This window comes from Pseudomonas sp. Marseille-Q5117 (genome assembly GCF_946901175.1).
GTDB lineage: Bacteria > Pseudomonadota > Gammaproteobacteria > Pseudomonadales > Pseudomonadaceae > Aquipseudomonas > Aquipseudomonas iranensis.
This window is the reverse complement of record NZ_CAMPPP010000002.1, coordinates 53,746-77,411: the sequence shown is the minus strand read 5'-3', so window position 1 is coordinate 77,411 and position 23,666 is coordinate 53,746. Positions and strand designations below refer to the sequence as shown.

The window sequence follows — 23,666 nt, the reverse complement described above, 5'->3', positions numbered from 1 at the left end:
ATTTCGCGAAGGACAGGGCCCTTAACGGAACATCGCGCTGATCGATTCTTCATTGCTGATGCGGCGAACCGCTTCGGCAACAACCGGTGCGATATCCAGTTGACGGATACGTGCACAGGCTTGTGCTGCAGCGGACAGCGGGATGGTGTTGGTCACCACCAGCTCGTCCAGCACGGAATTTTCGATATTCTCGATGGCCCGGCCCGACAGCACAGGGTGTGTGCAATAGGCAAAGACCTTGGCTGCGCCATGCTCTTTCAGGGCCTTGGCCGCGTGGCACAGAGTGCCGGCGGTATCGACCATGTCATCGACGAGAATACAGGTACGCCCTTCGACATCACCGATGATATGCATCACTTCAGAGTGATTGGCTTTCTCACGGCGTTTGTCGATGATCCCGAGATCGACGCCCAGCGACTTGGCAACAGCCCGTGCACGCACGACGCCACCAATGTCCGGGGACACGATCATCAGGTTTTCGAAGCGCTGATCTTCGATGTCATCCACCAGAACCGGGGAGCCGTAGATGTTATCTACCGGAATATCGAAGAAGCCCTGAATCTGGTCAGCATGCAGATCAACCGTGAGAACACGGTCGATGCCGACTACGGTAAGCATGTCAGCAACTACTTTCGCGCTGATAGCCACACGTGCGGAACGCGGACGGCGATCCTGACGGGCATAACCAAAATAAGGAATAACAGCAGTGATACGAGTAGCCGAGGAGCGGCGGAAGGCGTCAGCCATCACTACCAGTTCCATCAGGTTATCGTTGGTCGGAGCGCAGGTCGGCTGAATAATGAAGACGTCTTTACCGCGAACGTTTTCATTGATCTCGGCTGTGATTTCGCCGTCGGAAAACTTGCCGACAGAGATGTCACCGAGAGGGATATGCAGCTGACGTACGACACGCCGAGCCAGATCGGGGTTGGCATTCCCCGTAAAGACCATCATCTTGGACACGCGCAGTACCTAGAGGCTGAGGGTAACCTGGATGAGTAGAGAAAATGGCAGGGGCGGCTGGATTCGAACCAACGCATGGCAGGATCAAAACCTGCTGCCTTACCGCTTGGCGACGCCCCTGTATCTGTTGCTTTCAAGTGCCGGGCACTTGATTCCTTTAGAGCAGACTTTGCAGCTTGCGATGCAACATCGAAACGTTGCTTCCTTTCGCTACAAACCCTGTAAGGGTCTCTGTCAGAAGGGCCGAGACTTTATCAGCTTCAGCTTTGCTTGGGAAGCCCCCAAACACACAACTTCCAGTTCCGGTGAGCTTTGCTTCGGTAAATTTACCTAACAAATCCAATGCGTTACGTACCTCTGGATAACGCCTTGCTACCACCGGCAAGCAGTCATTTCGACTGTTTCCCTCGGGAACGGGGCGCACTTTAATGGGCGGTGTGTTACGTGTCAACAAAGGATCGGAAAAAATTTCTGCCGTACTAACAGCGACTTGCGGCACGAGCACCAGATACCACGGTTCTTCGGGGTCGACCGGGGTCAGTTTCTCGCCGACGCCCTCGGCAAACGCCGCATGGCCACGGACGAACACCGGTACGTCGGCGCCCAGTGACAAGCCCAGTGCGGCGAGGCGATCTTCATCCCAGCCCAGTTGCCACAAATGGTTGAGCCCGAGCAACGTTGTCGCCGCATTCGAACTGCCGCCACCAATGCCGCCGCCCATGGGCAGGACTTTGTCGATCCAGATGTCGATGCCGAGCGAGCAGCCAGACTGTTGCTGCAACATCTTCGCCGCGCGCACGATCAGGTTGCTGTCGTGGGGCACACCGGCGAACTCGGTGTGCAGCTGGATCACGCCGTCATCGCGTACGGCGAAAGTGATTTCATCGCCGTAATCGAGGAATTGAAACAGCGTCTGCAATTCGTGATAACCGTCTTCACGGCGACCGAGAATGTGCAGCATCAAGTTGAGTTTGGCCGGCGAGGGCAGGGTCAGGCGTGCAGCGGTCATGCGTCATTGCCCCAACTTGCGCGGTTGCCAGGTTTTGATCACCAGCGTCACGTCGAGGTCGGTGCCGTGCAGCTTGATGCGCTCGGGCAGCCAATAACCATTCTGTTCGGTGTAGGCGGTGTATTCGACTTTCCAGCCGTCCTGCTCAAGGCTGGCCAGACGACTGTCGGCGTCCAGATTCAAGCGACTTTTGCTTTCCGGCGCGGGCAGGCCACGAACCCACCAGGCCAGATTCGACACCGGCAATTTCCAGCCCAGCTGTTCTTCGAGCAGAGCTTCGGGTGACTGCGATTCGTAGCGGCCCTGGTTGGCGACTTCCAGCGACACCTTGCCCGGACGCCCGGTCAGGCGCGCCGCGCCACGACCCAGCGGGCCGGACAGGCGAATGTCGTAGTAGTCCTGACGCTGCAGCCAGAACAGCGTGCCGCTGCCGGAATCCTTCGGCGCGCGGATGCCGATCTTGCCGTCGATCTGCCAGCCATCAAGGCCGGTCAATTGCTGTTTGTTTGCCGCCCATTGGGCCGGGCTGCCGTGGCCCTCGACCGATTCGCGAGTGCCGAAACCCGAGCAACCGGCGAGCAGGGCGATGAAGCTGAAAACAATAACGTGGCGCAAAAGCATGGTTTAAAGATTCTCGGATCCGGTCAGGCGCTTGATGGTGCTGCGCAGAATGGTGCTGTCGGGCTGATCCTTGAGGAACTTGCCCCACACTTGTTTGGCTTCGCGTTGATTGCCCTTGGCCCAGAGGACTTCGCCAAGGTGCGCGGCGACTTCGTGGTCAGGGAAGCGCTCGAGCGCCAGGCGCAGGTATTTCTCCGCGTCGTCCAGATTGCCCAGGCGATAATTCACCCAGCCGAGGCTGTCGAGAACCGCCGGGTCTTCCGGATTGATCTGGTGCGCCTGCTCGATCAGCGTTTTCGCTTCAGCGTAGCGGGTAGTGCGATCGGACAGGGTGTAGCCCAGCGCATTCAGCGCCATGGCATTGTCCGGATCGCGCTTGATGATCAGGCGCAGGTCTTTCTCCATTTGCGCCAGATCATTGCGTTTCTCCGCGAGCATGGCGCGGGTGTAAAGCAGATTGAGATCGTCCGGATACTTCTGCAGCGCTTGTTGCAGAACTTTCCAGGCCTTGTCGTCCTGTTTGTTGGCCGACAGGCTTTCCGACTCGATCAGATACAGCTGAATCGCGTAATCCGGTTGCTCGTCACGCTCGGCGGCCAGTTTGCTCTGCGCTTCGGCGGTTTTGCCGTTGCTCATCAGGATATCGGCCTGACGCAGCTGTGCCGGCAGATAGTCATTGCCCGGGCCGACCTGGGCATACTCGATGAGCGCGCCTTGCGGGTCGTTGCGCTCTTCGGCAATCCGGCCGAGGTTCAGATGCGCCGAATCGACATGGCTTTCGCGAGCGATCAGGTCTTCCAGATAACCCTTGGCCTCATCCCACGCCTTGGCTTCCAGGCACACCAGCGCCAGCGAATAACGCAGTTCATCGTCTTCCGGGTATTGCTGAACGAGGGTGGAGAATTCGGCCTTGGCGTCGTCCATGCGGTCCTGTTCGACCAGCATGCGCGCGTAAGTCAGGCGCAGGCGCTTGTCTTCCGGGTATTTCCTGATGCTTTTCTGCAACAGCGGCAGCGCTTCGTCGCCACGGTTGAGCAATTGAAGCAGGCGCGCGCGCAACAGGATCGGTGCTATTTCGCCGTCTTCCGGCGGGTTGTCTTCGAGCAGAGTCAGCGCGCCTTGATTGTCGCCGTCCTGCTGCAACAGCAGGGCCTTGCCGAAAATCAGCTGATTGTTGTTCGGATGGCGCTCAAGCAAACGGTCGAAGCTTTTCATCAGACCGTTGCGGGTTTCCTGATCGGTGTCGGCGGCCGACAGTGCGAGGAAGTCGAAATGGGTGTCGCCCTTGCCCTGCAGGACTTTCTCCATGTAGACCATGGAGTCGTCGTAGCGCCCGGCGCGAGCCAGTTGCACGGCGGCGGCGCGTTGCGCTTCGAGATCATCCGGCGCGTTGCGCGCCCAGATCAGCGCGGTGTCGAGGGCCGGTTGATCGGCGCCCAGATATTCGGCGATGCGGAACGCACGCTCGGAAACGCCCGGATCCTGAGTGTTGATGGCCTGGGTCACATAGTTGTCCAGGGCAATGTCGAAACGATTGCGCTGGCCAGCGAGTTCGGCGCTCAGCAGACTGAACACGGTTTCCTCGCTGAATGAGCCGTAAACCTTGGGCTTTTCAGGTGCGGGCGTGGTGTCTTCGACCGGCGGGGTACCGTCCGGCGCAACGGGCGCCATGGCCTGGCAGCCGCTGAGGAAGACAAAAGCGAGGAGCAACGCGGAAGATCTATTCATATAGGAAGAGGACGACTAACCTGCGGTCGGATCATCATGACACAAGCCTTCGGCCAAACATAACCGAGACTCAATTGTGGCCATTATAGGGGCTGACGATTGGGACAATAGTCAGCGGTAGTTGTTCTGAATCTTTCGAAGTAGGACAATTGCCGGCTTCACGTCACCACCAGCGACCTTGAATGGCCTTCCTTGCACTCGGTATTAACCACAAGACTGCTTCAGTAGACGTCCGCGAGCGCGTGGCCTTTACCCCTGAGCAGCTGGTGGAGGCCTTGCAGCAGCTCTGCCGACTGACCGACAGCCGCGAAGCCGCGATCCTCTCCACCTGCAATCGCAGTGAGCTTTATATAGAACAGGATCAGCTGTCGGCCGATGTCGTGCTGCGCTGGCTGGCCGATTATCACCATCTGAGCCTCGACGAACTGCGCGCCAGTGCCTATGTGCATGAAGACGATGCGGCTGTTCGTCACATGATGCGCGTCGCCTCCGGGCTTGACTCGCTGGTGCTGGGCGAACCACAGATTCTCGGCCAGATGAAATCGGCCTACGCCGTGGCCCGCGAGGCCGGCACCATCGGTCCGCTGCTGGGGCGGCTGTTTCAGGCGACGTTCAATGCCGCCAAGCAGGTGCGTACCGATACTGCGATCGGCGAGAACCCGGTGTCGGTGGCGTTTGCTGCGGTGAGCCTGGCGAAACAGATTTTCAGTGATCTGCAACGTAGTCAGGCGCTGCTGATCGGTGCCGGCGAGACGATTACGCTGGTCGCGCGCCATTTGCATGAGCTGGGAGTCAAGCGCATCGTCGTTGCCAACCGCACGCTGGAGCGCGCCAGTCAGTTGGCCGAGCAGTTCGGCGCCCACGCGGTACTGCTCTCGGACATTCCGGCGGAGCTGGTGCGCAGCGATATCGTCATCAGTTCGACCGCCAGCCAGTTGCCAATCCTCGGCAAGGGTGCGGTGGAAAGTGCGCTGAAGCTGCGCAAGCACAAGCCGATCTTCATGGTCGACATTGCGGTACCGCGCGATATCGAGCCGGAAGTCGGCGAGCTCGACGACGTTTACCTGTACAGCGTCGACGATCTCCACGAAGTGGTCGCCGAGAACCTCAAGAGCCGTCAGGGCGCTGCGCAAGCGGCGGAGGAAATGGTTTCGGTCGGCGCCGACGATTTCATGGTGCGCCTGCGCGAACTGGCGGCGGTCGATGTGCTCAAGGCCTATCGTCAACAGAGCGAACGCCTGCGAGACGAGGAATTGCAGAAGGCCCTGCGTCTGCTGGCCAACGGCGGCAACGCCGAAGACGTGCTCGGGCAACTGGCCCGTGGCCTGACCAACAAACTCTTGCATGCGCCCAGCGTGCAGTTGAAAAAGCTGTCTGCCGAAGGCCGCCTCGATGCGCTGGCCATGGCCCAGGAACTCTTTGCCCTTGAGGGCTCACCGGATAGTTTTTCGGATAAAAAACCGCAATGAAAGCGTCACTGCTCAACAAGCTGGACATTCTCCAGGACCGTTTCGAGGAACTGACCGCGCTGCTCGGCGACGGTGAAGTCATTGCCGATCAGGCCAAGTTCCGCGCCTATTCCAAGGAGTACGCCGAACTCGAGCCGGTAGTGGCCGCCTATAAAAAGCTGCTCGGCGTACAAAGCGATCTTGAAGGCGCGCAGGCGCTGCTCAAGGACAACGACCCGGACATGCGCGAAATGGCCGTGGAAGAAGTTCGCGAAGCCAAGGAGTTGCTGGTCACGCTGGAATCCGATCTGCAGCGCATGCTGCTGCCTAAAGATCCGAATGACGGGCGCAACGTCTTCCTCGAAATTCGCGCCGGCACCGGTGGCGACGAGGCGGCGATCTTCTCCGGCGACCTGTTCCGCATGTACTCGCGTTATGCCGAGCGGCGTGGCTGGCGCGTCGAGATCCTCTCGGAAAACGAAGGTGAACACGGCGGCTATAAAGAAGTCATCGCGCGCATTGAAGGCGACAACGTTTACGGCAAGTTGAAATTCGAGTCCGGCGCACACCGCGTCCAGCGTGTCCCCGCCACCGAATCGCAAGGCCGGATCCACACGTCGGCCTGCACCGTGGCGGTATTGCCCGAGCCGGACGAGCGCGAAGCCATCGAGATCAACCCGGCGGATTTGCGTGTCGATACTTACCGTTCCTCCGGCGCTGGTGGTCAGCACGTCAACACCACCGACTCGGCGATCCGCATCACCCACATCCCGACCGGCACCGTCGTCGAGTGTCAGGAAGAACGCTCCCAGCACAAGAACCGTGCCCGGGCGATGGCGTGGCTGTCGGCCAAGCTCAACGATCAGCAAAACGCAGCGGCAGCCAACGCGATTGCCAGTGAGCGCAAGTTGCTGGTGGGCTCCGGCGATCGTTCCGAGCGTATCCGCACCTACAACTACGCCCAGGGCCGGGTCACCGACCATCGCGTCAACCTGACCCTGTATTCCCTGGATGAAATTCTCGCCGGTGGCGTCGAAGCCGTGATCGAGCCCTTGCTGGCCGAATATCAGGCTGACCAACTCGCAGCGATAGGTGAATAAATGACCATCATCGCCAGCCTGTTGCGCGCCGCCGAGCTGCCGGACTCGCCGACGGCTCGTCTCGACGCTGAATTGCTCCTGGCCGCCGCACTGGGCAAGTCGCGCAGCTTCCTGCACACCTGGCCCGAGCGCATCGTGCCGAGCGAGGCTGCGCTGACCTTTGCCGAATATCTGCAACGGCGGCGTAGCGGTGAACCGGTGGCCTACATTCTCGGCCAGCAGGGCTTCTGGAAACTCGATCTGGAAGTCGCGCCGCACACGCTGATTCCGCGCCCGGACACCGAATTGCTGGTGGAGGCAGCCCTTGAGCTGCTGCCGGCAACCCTGGCCAAGGTCCTTGATCTGGGCACCGGCAGTGGCGCGATTGCTTTGGCCTTGGCCAGCGAGCGCCCGGCGTGGAAGGTCACCGCTGTGGATCGCGTGCTCGAAGCCGTGGCCCTGGCCGAGCGCAACCGCCAGCGTCTGCACCTGACCAACGCTACGGTGCTGAGCAGCCATTGGTTCAGCGCCCTTGAAGGCCAGCGCTTCCATCTGATCATCAGCAACCCGCCGTACATTGCCGCCCCCGATCCGCATCTGGTCGAAGGCGATGTACGGTTCGAACCGGCCAGTGCGCTGGTCGCCGGTGAAGATGGCCTCGACGATCTGCGCCTGATCGTTGCGCAGGCGCCGGATCATCTTGAAGCCGGCGGCTGGCTGATGCTCGAACACGGCTATGATCAGGCCGAAGCCGTGCGTGATCTGCTGCTCACTCGTGGCTTTGAAGAAGTCCACAGCCGCACCGATCTGGGCGGCCATCAACGCATCAGTCTGGGGCGCCTGCCGTGCTGAATGATCAGGAATTGCTGCGCTACAGCCGGCAGATTCTGCTGCAACACATCGATATCGACGGGCAGTTGAAGCTCAAGGCCAGCTGCGTGCTGATCGTCGGCCTTGGCGGTCTCGGCGCGCCGGTGGCGTTGTATCTGGCGGCAGCCGGCGTCGGCGAGTTGCATCTGGCGGATTTCGACACGGTCGATCTGACCAACCTGCAACGGCAGATCATTCACGACACCGACAGTGTCGGCATGTCCAAGGTCGACTCGGCGCTCAAGCGCCTGGGCGCGATCAATCCCGAGATTCAACTGGTCGCCCATCGTCAGGCGCTGGACGAGGATTCCCTCGCCGCAGCGGTGGCGGCGGTGGATCTGGTGCTCGATTGTTCGGACAACTTTTCCACGCGCGAGGCGGTTAACGCCGCTTGTGTTGCCGCGTGCAAGCCCTTGGTCAGTGGAGCGGCGATTCGTCTGGAAGGGCAGTTGTCGGTGTTCGATCCACGGCGTGCCGAAAGCCCTTGCTACCACTGCCTGTACGGACACGGCAGCGAAGCCGAACTGACCTGCAGCGAGGCCGGCGTGGTCGGGCCATTGGTCGGTCTGGTCGGCAGCTTGCAGGCGCTGGAAGCGTTGAAAGTACTGCTCGGCTTTGGCGAACCCTTGGTGGGGCGACTGTTGTTGATCGACGCCTTGGGCTCGCGCTTCCGTGAATTACGGGTCAAGCGTGATCCGGGTTGCAGCGTCTGTGGCGCCCGCCATGCGTGAAGCGCCGATCGGCGTGTTCGATTCCGGGGTCGGCGGCTTGTCGGTCCTCGGCGAAATTCAACGCTTGCTGCCCAACGAATCGCTGCTTTACGTCGGCGATTGCGGGCACATTCCTTACGGCGAGAAAACCCCGGAATTCATCCGCCAGCGTTGCAGTGCGATGGCAGGATTTTTTCGCGAGCAGGGTGCCAAGGCTTTGGTGCTGGCGTGCAATACCGCGACGGTGGCCGGTGTTGCCGACCTGCGTCGTGATTTCCCGGACTGGCCGATTGTCGGCATGGAACCGGCGGTCAAACCGGCCGCTGCGGCCACGCGAAGCGGCGTGGTTGGCGTTCTGGCCACGACCGGCACGTTGCAGAGCGCAAAGTTTGCCGCGTTGCTCGATCGTTTCGCGGCTGACATAAAAGTCATCACCCAGCCCTGTCCGGGACTGGTCGAACTGATCGAAACGGGTGATCTGCACAGCGCCGAATTACGCACTTTATTGCAAGGTTACGTCGCTCCATTGCTGGCGCAAAACTGCGACACAATCATTCTTGGCTGCACCCACTATCCCTTCCTCAAGCCGTTACTCAGGTCGATGATCGCCGACGATGTCAGCCTGATCGATACCGGAGCTGCCGTGGCCCGGCAGTTGCAGCGCTTGCTCGCCGAGCGTGATCTGCTGGCGCAACGTCCGAGCCAGCCTGTGAAGTTCTGGACCAGCGGCGATCCGCAATCCCTCAGAAAAATCCTACCGTTGCTGGGCCAAACTGCGTCGAATGTGCAAAACTTCGACTTGTAAAAAAAATGTGAAATAACTTAAAAAACGCTGAACTTCTGACCAAGCGCGGATTTCTATAGCGACAGCAGCAACTAAAAACCAAACGATCGTTCCGGAAAAGGAAGTTTCAAAGTGAAGCGACTATTCTGCTTGGCCGCGATTGCGGCCGCACTGATGGGGCAAAGCATTTCTGCACAAGCCGCTGGCGTTGAATTCGCCGTCGGCGGTACCAGCGATTCGACAATGACGTATCGCTTAGGCATGAATTTCGACTGGGACAAGAGCTGGCTGCAGAGCGACGTGGGTCGCCTGACCGGCTACTGGAGCGGTGCCTACACGTATTGGGAAGGTGACAAGACTTCCAGCAACAACAGCCTGTCGTTCTCGCCTGTATTCGTTTACGAGTTTGCCGGTCAGTCGGTCAAACCGTACGTTGAAGCGGGTATCGGCGCGGCGTTCTTCTCCAACACCGAATATGAGAGCAACAAGCTGGGCGGTTCCTTCCAGTTCGAAGACCGCATCGGTGTCGGCCTGCGCTTCAACGGCGGTCACGAAGTCGGCATCCGCGCCACGCACTACTCCAACGCCGGCCTGTCCAGCGACAACGATGGTGTAGAAAGCTACGCGCTGCATTACACAATGCCGCTGTAACACGCCGCTACGCGGAACCAACGTGGGAGCGAGCCTGCTCGCGAAAGCCGAGTGTCAGTCAATTCAAATGGTGGCTGACACACCGCCTTCGCGAGCAGGCTCGCTCCCACAGTTGTTTCTGCGTTGTCAAAGAAATCAGCGGTAGGCTGTCGCAATACCCCGGCGCTCTTCGATGCACTCCGGCGCGCCCATTTCAAACTCGCGGCAAATCAGCGGGCGTCGTTCATAGATCGTGCACATCATGCTGTCGCGATCCAGCGCCGCGCACCAGCCGTCGTCCAGACGCAGCATCACTTCACCGCCCCATTCATCGGTATCGATAAAGCGATCAGGCACGCCGGTGTCGGTGATCAGCATCACTTCGAGCTGGCAGCAGCACGCCGCACAGGTCGAGCAGGTGACCGCCGGTTCGGCAATTTGGGTGTGGGGGATGGTTTTCATCGTGGCAGTGTAAGGCAGTGATCGCTGTGGGTGTGAAAGCGCTGACGGACGCTCACGGCGCCAGACGTCGCGCCATCAAGTGCAACAACGGAAACAGCACGGCCCAGAGCAGCCCGATCAAGATCAGCGTGGGGATATCGCCATAGGGAAATTGCACGCCGGCCAGCCGTCCGCCACCGTAGTACGACAATGCGCCGCCCAACGCGCCAAGTGCGCTGGCCAGCCACCATGGCCGCGCGCTCCAGGCCAGGCAGTGGCGCAACGTGGTGGCGAGCAGCGCCCAGAGCAGCATCAGCCACAGCGGAATCAGCGGTGAGGCGTCTGCAAAGCGGAACACGTCGAGGTAACGCAAGACGCTGTCCACCGCCGTGCCGACAATCACCACGCACAGAATCAAACGACCTTCTGCCGCCCAACTGCTGATCCAGCGCAGATGAATCACCAGAGCCGCCACCGCCAGCAGCAGCCACAAACTGTTGCCGCCGAGCACGCAGGCCAGCCAGCCGAGCTGAAACAGCACGGCATTGGCGATTCGCTCACGCATCGAAGCGCCCGAGCAGGGGAGCGGTCATCGCCGCCGGTTTGGCCAGCAGCAATTGCGCGGTGCCGATGGTGCGTTCGAGGAATCCGCCCTCGCAATAGCACAGATAAAACTCCCACAAACGCAGGAAATAATCGTCGTAGCCCAGTTCGCTCAGGCGACCATGGGCGAGGCGAAAGTTCTCGTGCCACAGGCGCAGGGTCTTGGCGTAATGCAGGCCAAAATCTTCCATGTGCAGCAGGTTCATGTCGGTTTCGCGGCTGACCACATCGAGCATCTTGTGCACCGAGGGCAGTGCGCCGCCGGGGAAGATGTAGCGCTGGATAAAGTCGACGCTGCGCTTGGCCTGTTCGTAGCGTTGCTCGCGAATGGTGATCGCCTGGAGCAGCATCAGGCCGTTGCTCTTGAGCAACTGCGCGCATTGCTTGAAGTAGGTGGGCAGGAACCGATGGCCGACCGCTTCGATCATCTCGATCGATACCAGTTTGTCGTACTCGCCGCTGAGGTCGCGGTAGTCCTTGAGCAGCAGGGTGACGCGATCCTGCAAGCCGAGTTGTTCGATGCGCTTGGCGGTGAACGCGAACTGCTCTTTCGACAGCGTCGTAGTGGTCACGCGGCAACCGTAATGCTGCGCTGCGTACAGGGCCATGCTGCCCCAACCGGTGCCGATTTCCAGCAGGTGGTCGCTGGGCTTGAGCGCGAGTTTCTGGCAGATGCGTTCAAGTTTGTTCAGTTGCGCCTGTTCCAGGGTGTCGCTCGGCGAAAGGAACTGGGCGGCGGAATACATCATGGTCGGGTCGAGAAACTGTTCGAACAGTTCATTGCCGAGGTCGTAGTGCGCGGCGATGTTTTTCTGCGAACCCTTTCGCGTGTTGCGATTGAGCCAGTGCAGCCCTTGCACGAAGGGCCGGCCCAGACGCGCCAGGCCACCTTCCATCGCATCGAGTACATCGAGATTGCTGACGAACACGCGCACCACAGCAGTCAGGTCCGGCGAACTCCAATAGCCGTGGATGAATGCTTCGCCGGCGCCGATCGAGCCGCTACTGGCGACCATGCCCCACAGGGCCGGGTCGAGTACATGGACTTCGCCGAGCAGAGCACTGCCCGGGGTGCCGAAAAGCATTTGTTCGCCATCCTCGACGACCATCAATTGTCCGTGTTTGAGCTGGGCCAATTGGCGCAACACGCCACGGCGCAGCAGCGAGCCGGTCAAACCGTTGGTGCTGAAGCGACCGAGCGGCAGGCTAGAGGATTTCATGGTGCGGCTCCTTCGGAGGCACAGTGGCGGTTTTAAAGCTGCCGTCGGCAGCCTGGTGAGGGAAGATCGGCGCGCGCTTGAGCAGCAGTCGCAGTGCTTGCCAATAAATCGCCAGAGCGGTTTTTGCGGTCATCCACGGAAAGCGCCGCAGGTAGCGATGCAGGCTGCGACGATCGAGCGGTTCACGGCGCAGATTGAGCGTGGCGTCGAACAGTTTCTCGTTGCCCTGCCAATCGGCCATGTGCACGCCAAGGCTTTGCGCAGCGGGGCTGAAGCTCATGCGGTATTCGAGGTCGCGGGGCAGAAACGGCGAGACGTGAAACGCCTTGGCCACAGCGAAATGCTGATGGAAATCCACCAGGCTGGTCGGCACCTGCGCCGGCAGCACATAGTGATAACGCTCGCGCCACGGAGTGTTGGTCACTTCACAAACAATCGCCGCCAGTTGCCCGTCGGCTTCATGGCAATAGAAGAAACTCACCGGATTGAACGACAACCCCCAACTGCGCGGCTGGGTCAGCAGGCACACCGCGCCTTGTGGCTCATGACCGATGGCCGCGCCGACCTGTTGGCGCACGGCGTCGATCAGGCGCATGCCCTTGCCGGTGAAGGCTTTGAGGTAATCGGTTTCGCGAAACGAGAACGGCGCAAAGCGGCTGCGCCCGGCCAGTGGCGACAGGGCCAGCACGGCGTCCTGTTCGCTCAGGTCGAGGTAGAGCAAACCGATGCGGTAGCGGAATTCGTGGCGGCGCGGCGAAAAACGTCGGTGGCCGATAACGCCGTTGTACAGAGCGCTGTTCACAGGGTTTCACCGAACGCGGCGGCTACGCGCAGCCCGCTGACCACGCCATCTTCATGAAAGCCGTTGGCCCAGTAGGCGCCGCAATAATGTGTGTGCTGCTCGCCATCGAGTTCGCCCCAACGGTTTTGCGCGGCCGCTGCGGCGAGGGTGTATTGCGGGTGGGCGTAGGTATAGCGGGCCAGCACTTTATCCGGGCTGATGCCGGCAGTCTGGTTGAGGCTGACGCAGAACGTGGTGTCGCTTTCGATGCCCTGCAGGATGTTCATGTTGTAGGTGACCGCCGCGCGCGTGTGGCCGGCGCCGCCGAGGCGATAATTCCAGCTGGCCCAGGCCAGTTTGCGCGTCGGCAGCAGGCGCGTGTCGGTGTGCAGCACGACATCGTTGTCGGCGTAGAGCAGGGCGCCGAGAATCGAGCGCTCGGCGTCGCTCGGGTTGGCCAGCAGGTTCAGCGCCTGATCGCTGTGACAGGCGAACACCACTTTGTCGAAATGTTCGAGGCCGGCCGGGCTGTGGATAACCACGCCGTGCTGGTTGCGCTCGACGCGCTTGACTGGGCAGTTCAGACGAATCCTGTCACTGAACGAAGCGGCCAGCGGCGCCACATAGGCACTGGAACCGCCTTCAATGACTTGCCATTGCGGACGATCGCTGACCGACAGCAGACCATGATTCTTGAAGAAGCGCAGGAAGAATTGCAGCGGGAAATTGAGCATTTCCGCCATCGGCATCGACCAGATCGCCGCGCCCATCGGCACGATGTAATGCAGGATGAAACGCTCGCCGTAGCCGCCGGCCTTGAGGTAATCGTCGAGGGTGGTGTCGGCGGCGATACGCAGTTCGATCAGGTCGCGCTGGGCTTCTTTGTTGAAGCGCAGAATGTCGCGCAGCATGCCCCAGAACCCCGGCGACAACAAATTGCTGCGCTGGGCGAACAGGCTGTTGAGATTGTTGCCGTTGTACTCCACGCCAGTGTCCGGGTCGGTTACCGAAAAGCTCATTTCGGTCGGCTTGAACGCCACGCCGAGCTGGTTGAGCAAGCGAATGAAGTTCGGGTAAGTCCAGTCGTTGAACACGATAAAACCGGTATCGATGGCGAACGATTGCCCGGCCACGCTGACCGGTACGGTGTGGGTATGGCCGCCGACCCAGTCACTCGCTTCGAACACGGTGATGTCGTGGCGGCGGTTCAGCAGGTAGGCGCAGGTGAGCCCGGCGATACCGCTGCCAATTACGGCGATTTTCATATCGGGTCCCGCTGCGGAGGGTTCTTGCGCACCATGCGTTTGCCGATCGCCAATTGCGCGCGAGCGGGCAGCTTGGACAGTGGCCACAGCGCGGCCATGAACAGCCCCGGGAAGGCAATTTCCAGCGGACGGTCCTTGAGTTTGGCGAAGATGTGCCGCGCCGCTTTATCCGCAGGCCAGCTCAGCGGCATCGGGAAATCGTTCCTTTCGGTCAGCGGCGTTTCGACAAAACCCGGGCTGATGATGGTGACTTCAATGCCTTCATCCGCCAGATCGATGCGCAGCGATTCGAACAGGTAACGCAGCCCGGCCTTCGATGCGCCATAGGCTTCGGCGCGAGGCAGCGGCAGGTAAGTCACCGAGCTGGCCATGCCGACCAGATGCGGCGCGGTGCCTTTGCGCAACAGCGGCAGGGCGGCCTCGATGCAATAGCTGCTGGCGAGCAGATTGGTGCGCACCACATGCTCGATGATCGACGAATCGAACTGGCGCGCGTCGACATATTCACAGGTGCCGGCGTTGAGAATCACGCTGTCCAGCGAACCCCAGGCCTCGGCGATCTGCTCACCGATTTCGCGCACGGTCTGACTGTTGGTCAGATCGCCGGGCACCACCAGCACCTGGCCCGGGTAACGCTGGGACAAAACCTTAAGCGGCGCGGCCGAGCGCGAGCTGACCGCCAGGTGCGCGCCGCTTTTCAGAATGTCCTCACACAATGCTGCGCCGATGCCACTGCTGGCGCCGGTCAACCAATAACGCCGTGGAGGTGTACGACTCATCCCATTCTCCTTTTCAGCCAGGCAATCGCCCGGCCCAATATTGGCAAGTGTTCATACAGCAGCGCCCCGGCATCGAAATAATCCCGATGGCGATAAACCTTGTCGCGCCAGAGCAGGTGCGAGCAGCCACCGACCCTGATTTCCCGGCCCTTGGCCAGACGCGGATGGCGATAACTCATGACCCAGCGCAGGTAACCCTCACCTTCGCGGATCTGGTCGAAACCATGAAAATCGAAACGCAGATCGCTGACGTTGGCGTACAGCTCGCTGAAGTAATCCTGCAGTTGTGCCAGGCCCTGAACTTCGTGCAGCGGATCGGTGAAATGAATGTCGTCGCTGTACAGCTCGCCGAGGCGATGCAGGTTGTCTTTGTTCAACCCGGAAAACTCGCGGGCGAAGCTGCGCAGGAATTCACTCATCGCTGCCGCCCACAGGCTGGCGCGACGGCAGGTTCTTGAACGCCGTCAGCGCACGCTCGCGTGAAGTGCTGAGGTTAACGATCGGCGCCGGATAATCGGCCACGCCGAACAGCCCTCCGGCTGCCGCCGGATTGTGCACTTCCTTCTTGTTGAGCCCGGCCAGTTCCGGCAACCAGTGCTTGATGAACACGCCTTCGGCATCGAATTTTTCCGACTGGCTCAACGGATTGAAGATACGGAAGTACGGCGCCGAGTCGGTGCCGGTCGACGAGCTCCATTGCCAGCCACCGTTGTTGGCCGCCAGATCGCCGTCGATCAGGTGGCGCATGAAAAAGCGTTCGCCCTCGCGCCAGTCGATCAGCAGGTTTTTGGTCAGGAACATCGCCACGACCATGCGCAGGCGATTGTGCATCCAGCCGGTTTCCAGCAATTGACGCATCGCCGCGTCGATGATCGGCAGACCGGTGCGTGCCTCCTGCCAGGCCTTGAGTTCTTCCGGCGCATCGCGCCAGGCCAGCGCCTCGGTTTCCGGGCGGAAGGCGCGATGCCGCGAGACGCGTGGATAGCCGACCAGAATGTGTTTGTAGAACTCGCGCCACAGCAGCTCGTTGATCCAGGTCACCGCGCCGACCTTGCCGCTTTCGAACTCGCCCTGATTGCTTTGCAGTGCAGCGTGCAGGCACTGGCGTGGCGAGATCACCCCGGCGGCGAGGTAGGCCGACAATTGGCTGGTGCCGGGTTTGGCCGGGAAGTCGCGTTCGCTGCGGTAGTAGTCGATCTGCGCATCGGTGAAGGTGTCGAGGCGGCGCCGCGCCTCTTGCTCGCCGGCCGGCCACAGGGCGCGCAGGGATTCGCTCGGTGTGGCGAAGCCTTTGACCGCCTCGGGGATCGCATCACTTTCGATATTCAGCGCGGCCTGTTTGCCTGGTGCTTTGATCAATGCCGGCATCGAGCGGTGCAGGCGTTCGTAGCAGACCTTGCGGAACTGACTGAACACCTGGAAGTAGGTGCCGGTCTTGGTCAGCACTGTGCCGGGTTTGAACAGCAACTGATCCAGGTAACTGTGGAACTCAATGCCCTCGGCTCGCAACGTTTCGGCCACGGCTTCATCGCGGCGGCTTTCGTGAACGCCGTATTCCTCGTTGACGTGCACCGCCTCGACCTTCAATTGCCGGCACAGCTTGAGCAGTTCTGCCGGTGCCTGATCCCAGTGCGGTGCGCTGCGAATCAACAACGGGATGTTCAGCGCGCCGAGGCTCTGGCTCAGTTCGCGCAAATTGCGTAGCCAGAAATCCACTTTGCACGGCGCATCGTCGTGCTCCAGCCATTGCTGCGGACTCAACAGATACACTGCCACAGTCGGGCCGCGCGCTGCGGCGGCCGCGAGGGCGGTGTTGTCATGTTGGCGCAGGTCGCTGCGCAGCCAGATCAGTTGCATGTGATTAAACCCATCATCAAATCAATCCGCGCTCAAGCAGCGCCTGGTGTGCGGCAAGCGGATCTTCAGCCAGGAACAGATCGGCAGTCTGGGCGGTGCGTGCGGACAACTCGGTGTGGTGAATGTGCACCGTGGGGCCAGCAATCAAGGTCGGGCAATTGACGTTCGCCAACAGCTTGGGCAGATGCGCCAGTTGCATGGCTTTGCTCGAATACAGCAGCACGCCACGGGCTTGCAGATGCTCGACGGTCAGCGCCAGTTCACCGGCCGGCAGTGGCCAGTCGAACACTTGCACCGGGCAATCGGCACTGCTGATCAGCCATGCGCACAGCCACAGATGTGGCTCCAGCGGCAGGTCGGAATGATTGATCAACAGCAGCGGCGCCGAATGCAGCTGACGGTTGTTATGGTAGATGCGCGCACCGAATTTGCTGCGCAACCAGGAAAAGAAAAACGTCCGTTCCATCTGTGCGCCGAACTGGCCCTGCCAGCGCTGTTCGAGCTCGGCCAGCAGCGGCATCAGCAATTGCTCGCACAACGTCCGTGGCGGATACAAGGCGATGGCCTGATTGACGCTGTCATCCAGCGCCCGCTCATTAAGCGCGGTGACCGCCGACAGCAAGGTCTGATGCAGACGCTGCCAATCGTTTTCCACGGTTTCCGTGAAGGCCTGCGGCGCATCGAGCAGTGGCTTGACCTGGCTGACCGCAACGCCACGGTTGAGCCAGGTGAGGATGGCCATGATTCGCTGCACATGTTCAGCGCTATACAGTCGATGGCCCTTGGGCGTGCGCTGAGGCACCACCAACCCATAGCGACGTTCCCACGCGCGCAGGGTGATGGCGTTGACACCGGTCTGCCGCGCGACTTCGCGAATCGGCAACCAGCCCTCGTCGAGGGCTTTCTTGAAGTCGGCGCCGAGGTCTTCCCGGGCGCTGCTGTCGGTTTTATCGTTCATTAGATCGCGTTTCGCAGACTGAGGTTTTCCGGATGCGGCTGCAGGTAAACCTGCTGCGCGATGTACGGGTCCGGATGGAGTCGAAAATGGTGTTTGAGCAGCGTCAACGGCACCACCAGGGGCACGATGCCCTGGCGGTACTGGCCGATGATCTGCTGCATTTCCTGTTTGTCTTCGGCGCTCAGCGATTGTTTCAAATAACCGCTGAGGTGCAGCAGCACGTTGCAATGGGTGCCGCGGGTGGCGCATTTCTTCAGCGCGGCCATCAGCTCGCTGAAGTAGCGCGGGCCGAGCTCGGCGGGATCGCTGTCAGCCATATTGCCGAGCATCTTGCCGAGGTTTTTGTATTGCAGCGGGTTGTGCGCCATCAGCAGGTACTTGTAGCGCGAATGGAATTCGGTGAGGGCGCGGCGGCTCAGGCCCTTGGCGAGCACTTGCTGCCAGGCGCTGTAGGCCAGGACGCGGGTGATGAAGTTTTCCCGCAGCACCGGATCGTTGAGGCGCCCGGCTTCTTCCACCGGCAGATCCGGATGCTGTGCACAGAATGCCTGCGCATAGATGCCGCGTCCGCCACCATTCACTGGCGCGCCATTGTCGTGATAGACCTTGACCCGTTCCAGCCCGCAGGAGGGCGACTGCTGCATGAAGATGTAGCCGGACAGGTCCTGCAACTCGGCGGCCATTTTCTCGCCGTATTCGGCCAGCGGCCTGGTGACGTTGATGGTCCGGTCGACGGTGCCGACTGCCTCGGGTTGTTCAGGGTCGCCGACCAGCCGGATCGGCTCACGGGGAATGCCCATGCCGATGGCGACTTCCGGGCACAGCGGGACGAAATCGAAATATTCGGTGAGGGTACGGCTGCACAGCCGCGATTCCTTGTGCCCACCGTTGTAGCGCACTTCTTCGCCCAACAGGCAGGCGCTGATGGCGATCTTCGGCTTGGACAGGGAAGCAGTAGACATGAGCACCTCGAATCTATACCTGTACAGAGAGTTATCGCTGTACAACTTTTCCTCAGCATAGATCGATGGATGTACAAGTCAAATGTTTTGTATAAGATTTTTGTGCGGCGCTAAAACTGTGGGAGCGAGCCGCTCGCGAAAGCGGTGGGTCAGTCAATGAATTTGTATCTTGATACAGCGCATTCGCGAGCAGGCTCGCTCCCACAAGGGAATTTATTTCCAGCCCAGTATCCAGTGTTCGTTGTTGTGGAGCGTGCGCCAATCCAGCCGCTCGCTACGCTGGGTCAGCACCGCCTGCAATTCAACTTCCAGCACCGTACCTTCCTCGTCGCGGATCAGTTCGGTGACCAGAAAATGTTTTTCGCGATTTTGCGGGTGGGCTGCTGTCCACTTCGACAGCAGCAATTTACGCGGATTGATGCGATTCATTGCAGGTGTTCGTGCAAGCGACGTGCAGCCTCCTGACCACTGAGCCAGGCGCCTTCAACCCGGCCCGACAGGCACCAGTCGCCACAGGCGTACAAGCCCAGATCGACATCGGCCAGTGTGGTCCATTCATGGCCAGTGGCGGGGCGGGCGTAGAGCCAGCGGTGGGCGAGGCTGAAGGTCGGCGCAGGCATGGCGCTGTGCAGCAGTTCGGCGAAAGCACCGTGCAGATGCTCGATCACCGCCTCCTTGGAGAGGTCGATGTGTTGCCGACTCCAGGCGCTGGTTGCATGCAGCACCCACGTGTCGAGAGTTGTGTCGCGCCCGGGTTTGCTGCGGTTGCGCGCCAGCCAGTCGAGCGGGCTGTCCTGTACGAAGCAGCCTTCGATTGGCGTATCCAGCGGGGTTTCGAAGGCGAGAGCGACGGCCCAGGTCGGCTCCATTTTCACCCCGGCAGCGACGCCGGCAAGTTTCGGCGCGGCGGCCAGTAACGCGGTGGCTTGCGGTGCCGGTGTGGCGATCACCACGTGGCTGAAGGGGCCGTGGGTGCAGCCGTCGGCGTCTTGCAGATGCCAGTGTTCTTCGCCGCGATAGACCTCGGTGATGCGGCAGGCAAACTGCACGTCCAGGCCATCGAGCAGGCCGCGGGTGATGGCGCTCATGCGCGGCGTGCCGACCCAGCGGGTCTGCTCGTCCGGCGACATGTTCAGTTGGCCGCCCTGGAAGGTGTACAGCTGCGGCGCCCACTCGGCGGCCCAGCCCCGGCTCTGCCAGCGCTGCACCTCGGTTACGAAGCGCCGGTCACGCGCGGTGAAGTATTGAGCGCCCAAGTCCAGCGAGCCGGCGTCGCTGCGCTTGCTCGACATGCGCCCGCCGCTGCCGCGGCTTTTATCGAACAGTTGAACAGTATGCCCGGTCTCTGTCAGAGCCTGAGCGGCGGAGAGCCCGGCGATGCCGGTGCCGATGATTGCGATAGGTACAGTCATAGGGGCCTCGTTTACCTTTCTGTACAGACTACGCCGTCGATGAAACCTGTACAATTCTGTTTTTTGGTATAACTTCTAGCGTTCTCGTTCTGACAGCTTGGCCTATTGTTAAACCATAGAGCCTGCCCGATCGAAAAGATCCCTGCCTATAAAAATAGACTAGTGATCCGGGTTAAACGCCACGCGAGGAAGATGTCATGCACATATTGCTGACCGGCGGTACTGGTTTGATCGGACGTCAGCTCTGCCGGCACTGGCTGGAGCAGGGCCATCGGCTGACGGTGTGGAGTCGCCGCGCGGAAAAGGTCGCGCAGATATGTGGCGCGCAGGTGCGCGGAATTTCGCGTCTGGAGGACCTCGGCGAAGAGCCGCTGGATGCGATCGTCAATCTCGCCGGCGCGCCGATTGCCGACCGCCCCTGGACCCATCGACGCAAGGCGTTGCTGTGGAGCAGCCGCATCACCCTGACGGAAACGCTGCTGGCGTGGCTGGAAACTCGCGCGCAGAAACCGGCGCTGCTGATTTCCGGCTCGGCGATCGGCTGGTACGGCGACGCTGGCGAACGCGAGTTGACTGAAGAATCACCTCCCGGCATCGACGACTTCGCCAGTCAGTTGTGTATCGCCTGGGAAGAGACCGCGCTGCGTGCCGAGAACCTCGGCATCCGCGTGGTGCTGGTGCGAACCGGTCTGGTGCTGTCGGCTGAGGGCGGCTTTTTGTCGCGGCTGTTGCTGCCGTTCAAGCTCGGGCTGGGCGGGCCTTTGGGCAACGGTCGGCAGTGGATGCCGTGGATTCACATCGACGATCAAATCGCCCTGATTGATTTTCTTCTACACCGGAATCAGGCCAGCGGTCCTTATAATGCCTGCGCGCCGAAACCTGTGCGCAACCGCGAATTTGCCAAGACCCTGGGCAGTGTATTGCACCGCCCGGCGTTCATGCCGATGCCGACTCTGGCGCTGAAAGTCATGCTCGGCGAGCTGTCACTGTTATTGCTCGGCGGCCAGCGCGCGACGCCGGCACGCTTGCTCGAAGCGGGGTTCGCTTTCCGCTTTACGGATTTACGCGCGGCTCTGGATGATCTCTCCAGCCGCCTCTGAAATAGGACGTTGCATGACCGATCACGCTTTGCTTCTGGTCAACCTGGGCTCTCCGGCCTCCACCTCGGTGGCCGATGTGCGCAGCTACCTCAATCAATTTCTGATGGACCCCTACGTGATCGACCTGCCATGGCCGCTGCGGCGGTTGCTGGTGTCGCTGATCCTGATCAAGCGTCCCGAGCAATCGGCGCATGCCTACGCCTCGATCTGGTGGGAAGAGGGCTCGCCGCTGGTGGTGCTCAGCCGCCGCTTGCAGGAGCAGATGACCCGGACGTGGAAACACGGCCCGGTGGATCTGGCGATGCGTTATGGCGAGCCGTCGATCGAAACCTGTCTGCTGCGTCTGGTCAAAGCGGGACATAAGAAGATCACGCTGGCGCCGCTGTATCCGCAGTTCGCCGACAGCACCACGACCACCGTGATCGAAGAAGCCCGGCGCGTACTGCGCGAGAAGAAGCTCGATGTGCAGTTGTCGATCCTGCAACCGTTCTACGATCAGCCGGAATACATCGAAGCACTGGCCGCCAGCGCGCGTCCGCATCTGCAGCAGGATTACGATCACCTGCTGCTGAGCTTTCACGGCTTGCCGGAGCGCCATCTGAGTAAACTCGACCCGACGGGCAATCACTGCCTCAAGGGCGCCGATTGCTGCCAGACCGCCTCGCCGGCGGTATTGGCAACCTGTTATCGCGCGCAATGTTTCCGTACCGCCGCCGCCTTCGCCAAAAGCATGGGGCTGGCGGACGGTAAATGGTCTGTGTCGTTTCAGTCGCGCCTGGGCCGGGCGAAGTGGATCGAGCCGTACACCGAAGCGCGGCTGGATGAACTGGCCAAAAGCGGGGTGAAAAAGATTCTGGTGATGTGCCCGGCGTTCGTCGCCGATTGCATCGAGACGCTGGAAGAGATCGGCGATCGCGGCAAGGAACAGTTCCGCGAAGCGGGGGGCGAGGAGTTGCTGCTGGTGCCGTGCCTGAACGACGACCCGCAATGGGCCAAGGCGTTGGCCACGCTCTGCGAAAGAGCGCCGCTGGCCCTCTGAGCAAGCCCGCTCACACAGTGATCGTTCCCACGCTCTGCGTGGGAATGCAGCCCGTGACGCTCCGCGTCACTGGACGCGGAGCGTCCCTTGAGGCATCCCCACGCGGAGCGTGGGAACGATCATTGCGGGGGGTTAAATCAGCGGCTCATCCGCCTTCTTCTGCTTCCAGCCATCATTGCCCGGCAGGATCAGGTTCAGCGCAATCGCCACCACCGCGCACAGCGCGATGCCTTTGAGGCCGAAGTCATCAGGACCGGTGCCGGTGCCGACCAGCACGCCGCCGATACCGAACACCAGCGTCACCGAAACAATCACCAGGTTGCGCGCTTCGCCCAGGTCGATCTTGTGGCGGATCAGGGTGTTCATGCCCACCGCTGCGATCGAACCGAACAACAGGCACAGAATCCCGCCCATCACCGGCACCGGAATGCTTTGCAGCAGCGCGCCGAACTTGCCGATGAACGCCAGGGTGATGGCGAAGACCGCCGCCCAGGTCATGATTTTCGGGTTGTAGTTCTTGGTCAGCATCACCGCGCCGGTCACTTCGGCGTAAGTGGTGTTGGGCGGGCCACCGAACAGGCCGGCAGCAGTGGTGGCGATGCCGTCACCGAGCAGGGTGCGATGCAGGCCCGGCTTTTTCAGGTAATCGCGACCGGTCACGCTACCCACGGCAATCACACCGCCGATGTGCTCGATCGCCGGGGCCAGTGCCACTGGAACGATGAACAGAATCGCCTGCCAGTTGAACTCCGGCGCGGTGAAATGCGGCAGGGCGAACCAAGGCGCTGCGGCAATCTTCGCCGTGTCGACCACGCCGAAATAGAACGACATGGCAAAGCCCACCAGCACGCCGGAAATGATCGGCACCAGACGGAAGATGCCCTTGCCGAACACCGCCACGATCAACGTGGTCAGCAGCGCCGGCATGGAAATCATCATCGCCGTCTGATAGTGAATCAGCTCGCTGCCGTCACCGGCCTTGCCCATCGCCATGTTCGCGGCAATCGGCGCCATGGCCAGACCGATGGAAATGATCACCGGGCCAATCACCACCGGTGGCAGCAGACGGTCAATGAAGCCGGTGCCTTTGATCTTCACGGCGAGGCCGAGGAAGGTGTAGACGAAACCGGCTGCCATCACCCCGCCCATGGTCGCGGCAAGACCGAACTGGCCCTTGGCGAGAATGATCGGCGTGATGAAAGCGAAGCTCGACGCCAGGAACACCGGCACCTGACGCCCGGTGACGATCTGAAACAGGATCGTGCCCAGACCCGCGGTGAACAGTGCCACGTTCGGGTCCAGGCCGGTGATCAGCGGCATCAGCACCAGGGCGCCGAAGGCCACGAACAGCATCTGCGCGCCGGACAGCACCGTGCGCCAGAGCGGATCGTTGAACTCTTGCTGCAT

The 23,666-nt window shown here is 61.0% G+C and carries 25 protein-coding genes and 1 tRNA gene; 8 read left to right on the top strand and 18 right to left on the bottom strand.

Going from position 1 to position 23,666, the window contains the following annotated elements; translation table 11 throughout:
- Positions 1-21: 21 nt before the first annotated feature.
- The 5 genes from OC605_RS03440 to OC605_RS03420 all read right to left on the bottom strand — a co-directional run bounded on the left by OC605_RS03440 (position 22) and on the right by OC605_RS03420 (position 4,321).
- Positions 22-963, bottom strand: a complete 942-nt coding sequence (locus OC605_RS03440) for a ribose-phosphate pyrophosphokinase (protein ID WP_003171603.1) — start codon at positions 961-963, stop codon at positions 22-24.
- Positions 964-1,008: 45 nt separating this feature from the next.
- Positions 1,009-1,083, bottom strand: a tRNA-Gln gene (locus tag OC605_RS03435).
- A gap of 37 nt (positions 1,084-1,120) precedes the next feature.
- Positions 1,121-1,972, bottom strand: a complete 852-nt coding sequence (gene ispE, locus OC605_RS03430; RefSeq protein ID WP_133338255.1) for a 4-(cytidine 5'-diphospho)-2-C-methyl-D-erythritol kinase — start codon at positions 1,970-1,972, stop codon at positions 1,121-1,123.
- A gap of 3 nt (positions 1,973-1,975) precedes the next feature.
- Positions 1,976-2,593: a lipoprotein insertase outer membrane protein LolB gene (lolB, locus tag OC605_RS03425; RefSeq protein WP_016773207.1), complete on the bottom strand. Its 618-nt coding sequence runs from the start codon at positions 2,591-2,593 to the stop codon at positions 1,976-1,978.
- A 3-nt stretch (positions 2,594-2,596) separates the two neighbouring features.
- Positions 2,597-4,321: a tetratricopeptide repeat protein gene (locus OC605_RS03420; protein ID WP_262136313.1), complete on the bottom strand. Its 1,725-nt coding sequence runs from the start codon at positions 4,319-4,321 to the stop codon at positions 2,597-2,599.
- Positions 4,322-4,503: 182 nt separating this feature from the next.
- On the opposite strand from OC605_RS03420, the gene hemA reads away from it, so the two are divergent.
- The 6 genes from hemA (at position 4,504) to OC605_RS03390 (ending at position 9,863) form a co-directional block, all read left to right on the top strand.
- Positions 4,504-5,790 carry a glutamyl-tRNA reductase gene (gene hemA, locus OC605_RS03415; RefSeq protein WP_016773209.1) on the top strand — a complete coding sequence of 429 codons (1,287 nt, stop codon included), beginning with the start codon at positions 4,504-4,506 and terminating at the stop codon, positions 5,788-5,790.
- Entirely contained in the window at positions 5,787-6,869 is a 1,083-nt protein-coding gene (gene prfA / locus OC605_RS03410) for a peptide chain release factor 1 (protein WP_016773210.1), read from the top strand. Before hemA ends, prfA begins: the two co-directional genes overlap by 4 nt.
- Entirely contained in the window at positions 6,870-7,700 is an 831-nt protein-coding gene (gene prmC, locus OC605_RS03405; protein WP_262136312.1) for a peptide chain release factor N(5)-glutamine methyltransferase, read from the top strand.
- Positions 7,694-8,449, top strand: coding sequence for a molybdopterin-synthase adenylyltransferase MoeB (locus tag OC605_RS03400; RefSeq protein ID WP_262136311.1), 756 nt, complete (start codon positions 7,694-7,696; stop codon positions 8,447-8,449). The genes prmC and OC605_RS03400 overlap by 7 nt, the downstream gene beginning before the upstream one ends.
- Positions 8,442-9,233 (top strand): glutamate racemase, encoded by a 792-nt coding sequence (gene murI, locus OC605_RS03395; RefSeq protein ID WP_262136310.1) that lies wholly within the window; start codon positions 8,442-8,444, stop codon positions 9,231-9,233. The genes OC605_RS03400 and murI overlap by 8 nt, the downstream gene beginning before the upstream one ends.
- Before the next feature lie 111 nt (positions 9,234-9,344).
- On the top strand, positions 9,345-9,863 hold the full coding sequence (locus tag OC605_RS03390) for an acyloxyacyl hydrolase (RefSeq protein WP_122507863.1): 519 nt from the start codon (positions 9,345-9,347) through the stop codon (positions 9,861-9,863).
- Between the two features lie 135 nt (positions 9,864-9,998).
- On the opposite strand, the gene OC605_RS03385 is transcribed toward OC605_RS03390, so the two are convergent.
- The 12 genes from OC605_RS03385 to OC605_RS03330 all read right to left on the bottom strand — a co-directional run bounded on the left by OC605_RS03385 (position 9,999) and on the right by OC605_RS03330 (position 20,120).
- Positions 9,999-10,304 carry a YkgJ family cysteine cluster protein gene (locus OC605_RS03385; protein WP_024014290.1) on the bottom strand — a complete coding sequence of 102 codons (306 nt, stop codon included), beginning with the start codon at positions 10,302-10,304 and terminating at the stop codon, positions 9,999-10,001.
- A 52-nt stretch (positions 10,305-10,356) separates the two neighbouring features.
- Positions 10,357-10,848, bottom strand: coding sequence for a DUF2878 domain-containing protein (locus tag OC605_RS03380; protein WP_262136309.1), 492 nt, complete (start codon positions 10,846-10,848; stop codon positions 10,357-10,359).
- Positions 10,841-12,106: an SAM-dependent methyltransferase gene (locus OC605_RS03375; protein WP_016773216.1), complete on the bottom strand. Its 1,266-nt coding sequence runs from the start codon at positions 12,104-12,106 to the stop codon at positions 10,841-10,843. The genes OC605_RS03380 and OC605_RS03375 overlap by 8 nt, the downstream gene beginning before the upstream one ends.
- A complete protein-coding gene (locus tag OC605_RS03370; protein WP_207809686.1) occupies positions 12,093-12,908 on the bottom strand; it encodes a DUF1365 domain-containing protein in 816 nt (271 codons plus the stop codon). The genes OC605_RS03375 and OC605_RS03370 overlap by 14 nt, the downstream gene beginning before the upstream one ends.
- Complete coding sequence (locus tag OC605_RS03365; RefSeq protein WP_262136308.1) at positions 12,905-14,152, bottom strand: NAD(P)/FAD-dependent oxidoreductase; 1,248 nt, start codon at positions 14,150-14,152, stop codon at positions 12,905-12,907. Before OC605_RS03365 ends, OC605_RS03370 begins: the two co-directional genes overlap by 4 nt.
- Positions 14,149-14,931, bottom strand: a complete 783-nt coding sequence (locus tag OC605_RS03360; protein ID WP_016773219.1) for an SDR family NAD(P)-dependent oxidoreductase — start codon at positions 14,929-14,931, stop codon at positions 14,149-14,151. The genes OC605_RS03365 and OC605_RS03360 overlap by 4 nt, the downstream gene beginning before the upstream one ends.
- Entirely contained in the window at positions 14,928-15,350 is a 423-nt protein-coding gene (locus OC605_RS03355) for a nuclear transport factor 2 family protein (RefSeq protein ID WP_133338275.1), read from the bottom strand. The genes OC605_RS03360 and OC605_RS03355 overlap by 4 nt, the downstream gene beginning before the upstream one ends.
- Positions 15,343-16,788 (bottom strand): deoxyribodipyrimidine photo-lyase, encoded by a 1,446-nt coding sequence (gene phrB, locus OC605_RS03350; protein WP_262136307.1) that lies wholly within the window; start codon positions 16,786-16,788, stop codon positions 15,343-15,345. The genes OC605_RS03355 and phrB overlap by 8 nt, the downstream gene beginning before the upstream one ends.
- Positions 16,789-16,804: 16 nt before the next feature.
- Positions 16,805-17,746 carry a MerR family transcriptional regulator gene (locus OC605_RS03345; protein WP_262136306.1) on the bottom strand — a complete coding sequence of 314 codons (942 nt, stop codon included), beginning with the start codon at positions 17,744-17,746 and terminating at the stop codon, positions 16,805-16,807.
- Complete coding sequence (locus OC605_RS03340; protein WP_262136305.1) at positions 17,746-18,708, bottom strand: YbgA family protein; 963 nt, start codon at positions 18,706-18,708, stop codon at positions 17,746-17,748. Before OC605_RS03340 ends, OC605_RS03345 begins: the two co-directional genes overlap by 1 nt.
- 213 nt (positions 18,709-18,921) lie before the next feature.
- Positions 18,922-19,137, bottom strand: coding sequence for a TIGR02450 family Trp-rich protein (locus OC605_RS03335; protein ID WP_262136304.1), 216 nt, complete (start codon positions 19,135-19,137; stop codon positions 18,922-18,924).
- A complete protein-coding gene (locus tag OC605_RS03330) occupies positions 19,134-20,120 on the bottom strand; it encodes an NAD(P)/FAD-dependent oxidoreductase (protein WP_262136303.1) in 987 nt (328 codons plus the stop codon). Before OC605_RS03330 ends, OC605_RS03335 begins: the two co-directional genes overlap by 4 nt.
- 197 nt (positions 20,121-20,317) lie before the next feature.
- On the opposite strand from OC605_RS03330, the gene OC605_RS03325 reads away from it, so the two are divergent.
- Positions 20,318-21,220 carry a TIGR01777 family oxidoreductase gene (locus OC605_RS03325; protein WP_262136302.1) on the top strand — a complete coding sequence of 301 codons (903 nt, stop codon included), beginning with the start codon at positions 20,318-20,320 and terminating at the stop codon, positions 21,218-21,220.
- A 13-nt stretch (positions 21,221-21,233) separates the two neighbouring features.
- The gene (gene hemH / locus OC605_RS03320) at positions 21,234-22,259 is read left to right on the top strand and encodes a ferrochelatase (RefSeq protein WP_186569158.1); all 1,026 of its coding nucleotides are present in this window, start codon (positions 21,234-21,236) and stop codon (positions 22,257-22,259) included.
- Positions 22,260-22,391: 132 nt separating this feature from the next.
- Here hemH and OC605_RS03315 read toward each other — a convergent pair whose 3' ends face one another.
- The gene (locus OC605_RS03315; protein ID WP_262136301.1) at positions 22,392-23,666 is read right to left on the bottom strand and encodes a uracil-xanthine permease family protein; all 1,275 of its coding nucleotides are present in this window, start codon (positions 23,664-23,666) and stop codon (positions 22,392-22,394) included.

What these genes read in the sequence shown, in the direction of transcription:
- ispE (WP_133338255.1), bottom strand. Translation starts at nt 1,972, where the DNA reads ATGACCGCTGCACGCCTGACCCTGCCCTCGCCGGCCAAACTCAACTTG.
- lolB (WP_016773207.1), bottom strand. Translation starts at nt 2,593, where the DNA reads ATGCTTTTGCGCCACGTTATTGTTTTCAGCTTCATCGCCCTGCTCGCC.
- OC605_RS03420 (WP_262136313.1), bottom strand. Translation starts at nt 4,321, where the DNA reads ATGAATAGATCTTCCGCGTTGCTCCTCGCTTTTGTCTTCCTCAGCGGC.
- hemA (WP_016773209.1), top strand. Translation starts at nt 4,504, where the DNA reads ATGGCCTTCCTTGCACTCGGTATTAACCACAAGACTGCTTCAGTAGAC.
- prfA (WP_016773210.1), top strand. Translation starts at nt 5,787, where the DNA reads ATGAAAGCGTCACTGCTCAACAAGCTGGACATTCTCCAGGACCGTTTC.
- prmC (WP_262136312.1), top strand. Translation starts at nt 6,870, where the DNA reads ATGACCATCATCGCCAGCCTGTTGCGCGCCGCCGAGCTGCCGGACTCG.
- murI (WP_262136310.1), top strand. Translation starts at nt 8,442, where the DNA reads ATGCGTGAAGCGCCGATCGGCGTGTTCGATTCCGGGGTCGGCGGCTTG.
- OC605_RS03385 (WP_024014290.1), bottom strand. Translation starts at nt 10,304, where the DNA reads ATGAAAACCATCCCCCACACCCAAATTGCCGAACCGGCGGTCACCTGC.
- OC605_RS03380 (WP_262136309.1), bottom strand. Translation starts at nt 10,848, where the DNA reads ATGCGTGAGCGAATCGCCAATGCCGTGCTGTTTCAGCTCGGCTGGCTG.
- OC605_RS03375 (WP_016773216.1), bottom strand. Translation starts at nt 12,106, where the DNA reads ATGAAATCCTCTAGCCTGCCGCTCGGTCGCTTCAGCACCAACGGTTTG.
- OC605_RS03365 (WP_262136308.1), bottom strand. Translation starts at nt 14,152, where the DNA reads ATGAAAATCGCCGTAATTGGCAGCGGTATCGCCGGGCTCACCTGCGCC.
- OC605_RS03360 (WP_016773219.1), bottom strand. Translation starts at nt 14,931, where the DNA reads ATGAGTCGTACACCTCCACGGCGTTATTGGTTGACCGGCGCCAGCAGT.
- OC605_RS03355 (WP_133338275.1), bottom strand. Translation starts at nt 15,350, where the DNA reads ATGAGTGAATTCCTGCGCAGCTTCGCCCGCGAGTTTTCCGGGTTGAAC.
- phrB (WP_262136307.1), bottom strand. Translation starts at nt 16,788, where the DNA reads ATGCAACTGATCTGGCTGCGCAGCGACCTGCGCCAACATGACAACACC.
- OC605_RS03345 (WP_262136306.1), bottom strand. Translation starts at nt 17,746, where the DNA reads ATGAACGATAAAACCGACAGCAGCGCCCGGGAAGACCTCGGCGCCGAC.
- OC605_RS03340 (WP_262136305.1), bottom strand. Translation starts at nt 18,708, where the DNA reads ATGTCTACTGCTTCCCTGTCCAAGCCGAAGATCGCCATCAGCGCCTGC.
- OC605_RS03335 (WP_262136304.1), bottom strand. Translation starts at nt 19,137, where the DNA reads ATGAATCGCATCAATCCGCGTAAATTGCTGCTGTCGAAGTGGACAGCA.
- OC605_RS03330 (WP_262136303.1), bottom strand. Translation starts at nt 20,120, where the DNA reads ATGACTGTACCTATCGCAATCATCGGCACCGGCATCGCCGGGCTCTCC.
- OC605_RS03325 (WP_262136302.1), top strand. Translation starts at nt 20,318, where the DNA reads ATGCACATATTGCTGACCGGCGGTACTGGTTTGATCGGACGTCAGCTC.
- hemH (WP_186569158.1), top strand. Translation starts at nt 21,234, where the DNA reads ATGACCGATCACGCTTTGCTTCTGGTCAACCTGGGCTCTCCGGCCTCC.
- OC605_RS03315 (WP_262136301.1), bottom strand. Translation starts at nt 23,666, where the DNA reads ATGCAGCAAGAGTTCAACGATCCGCTCTGGCGCACGGTGCTGTCCGGC.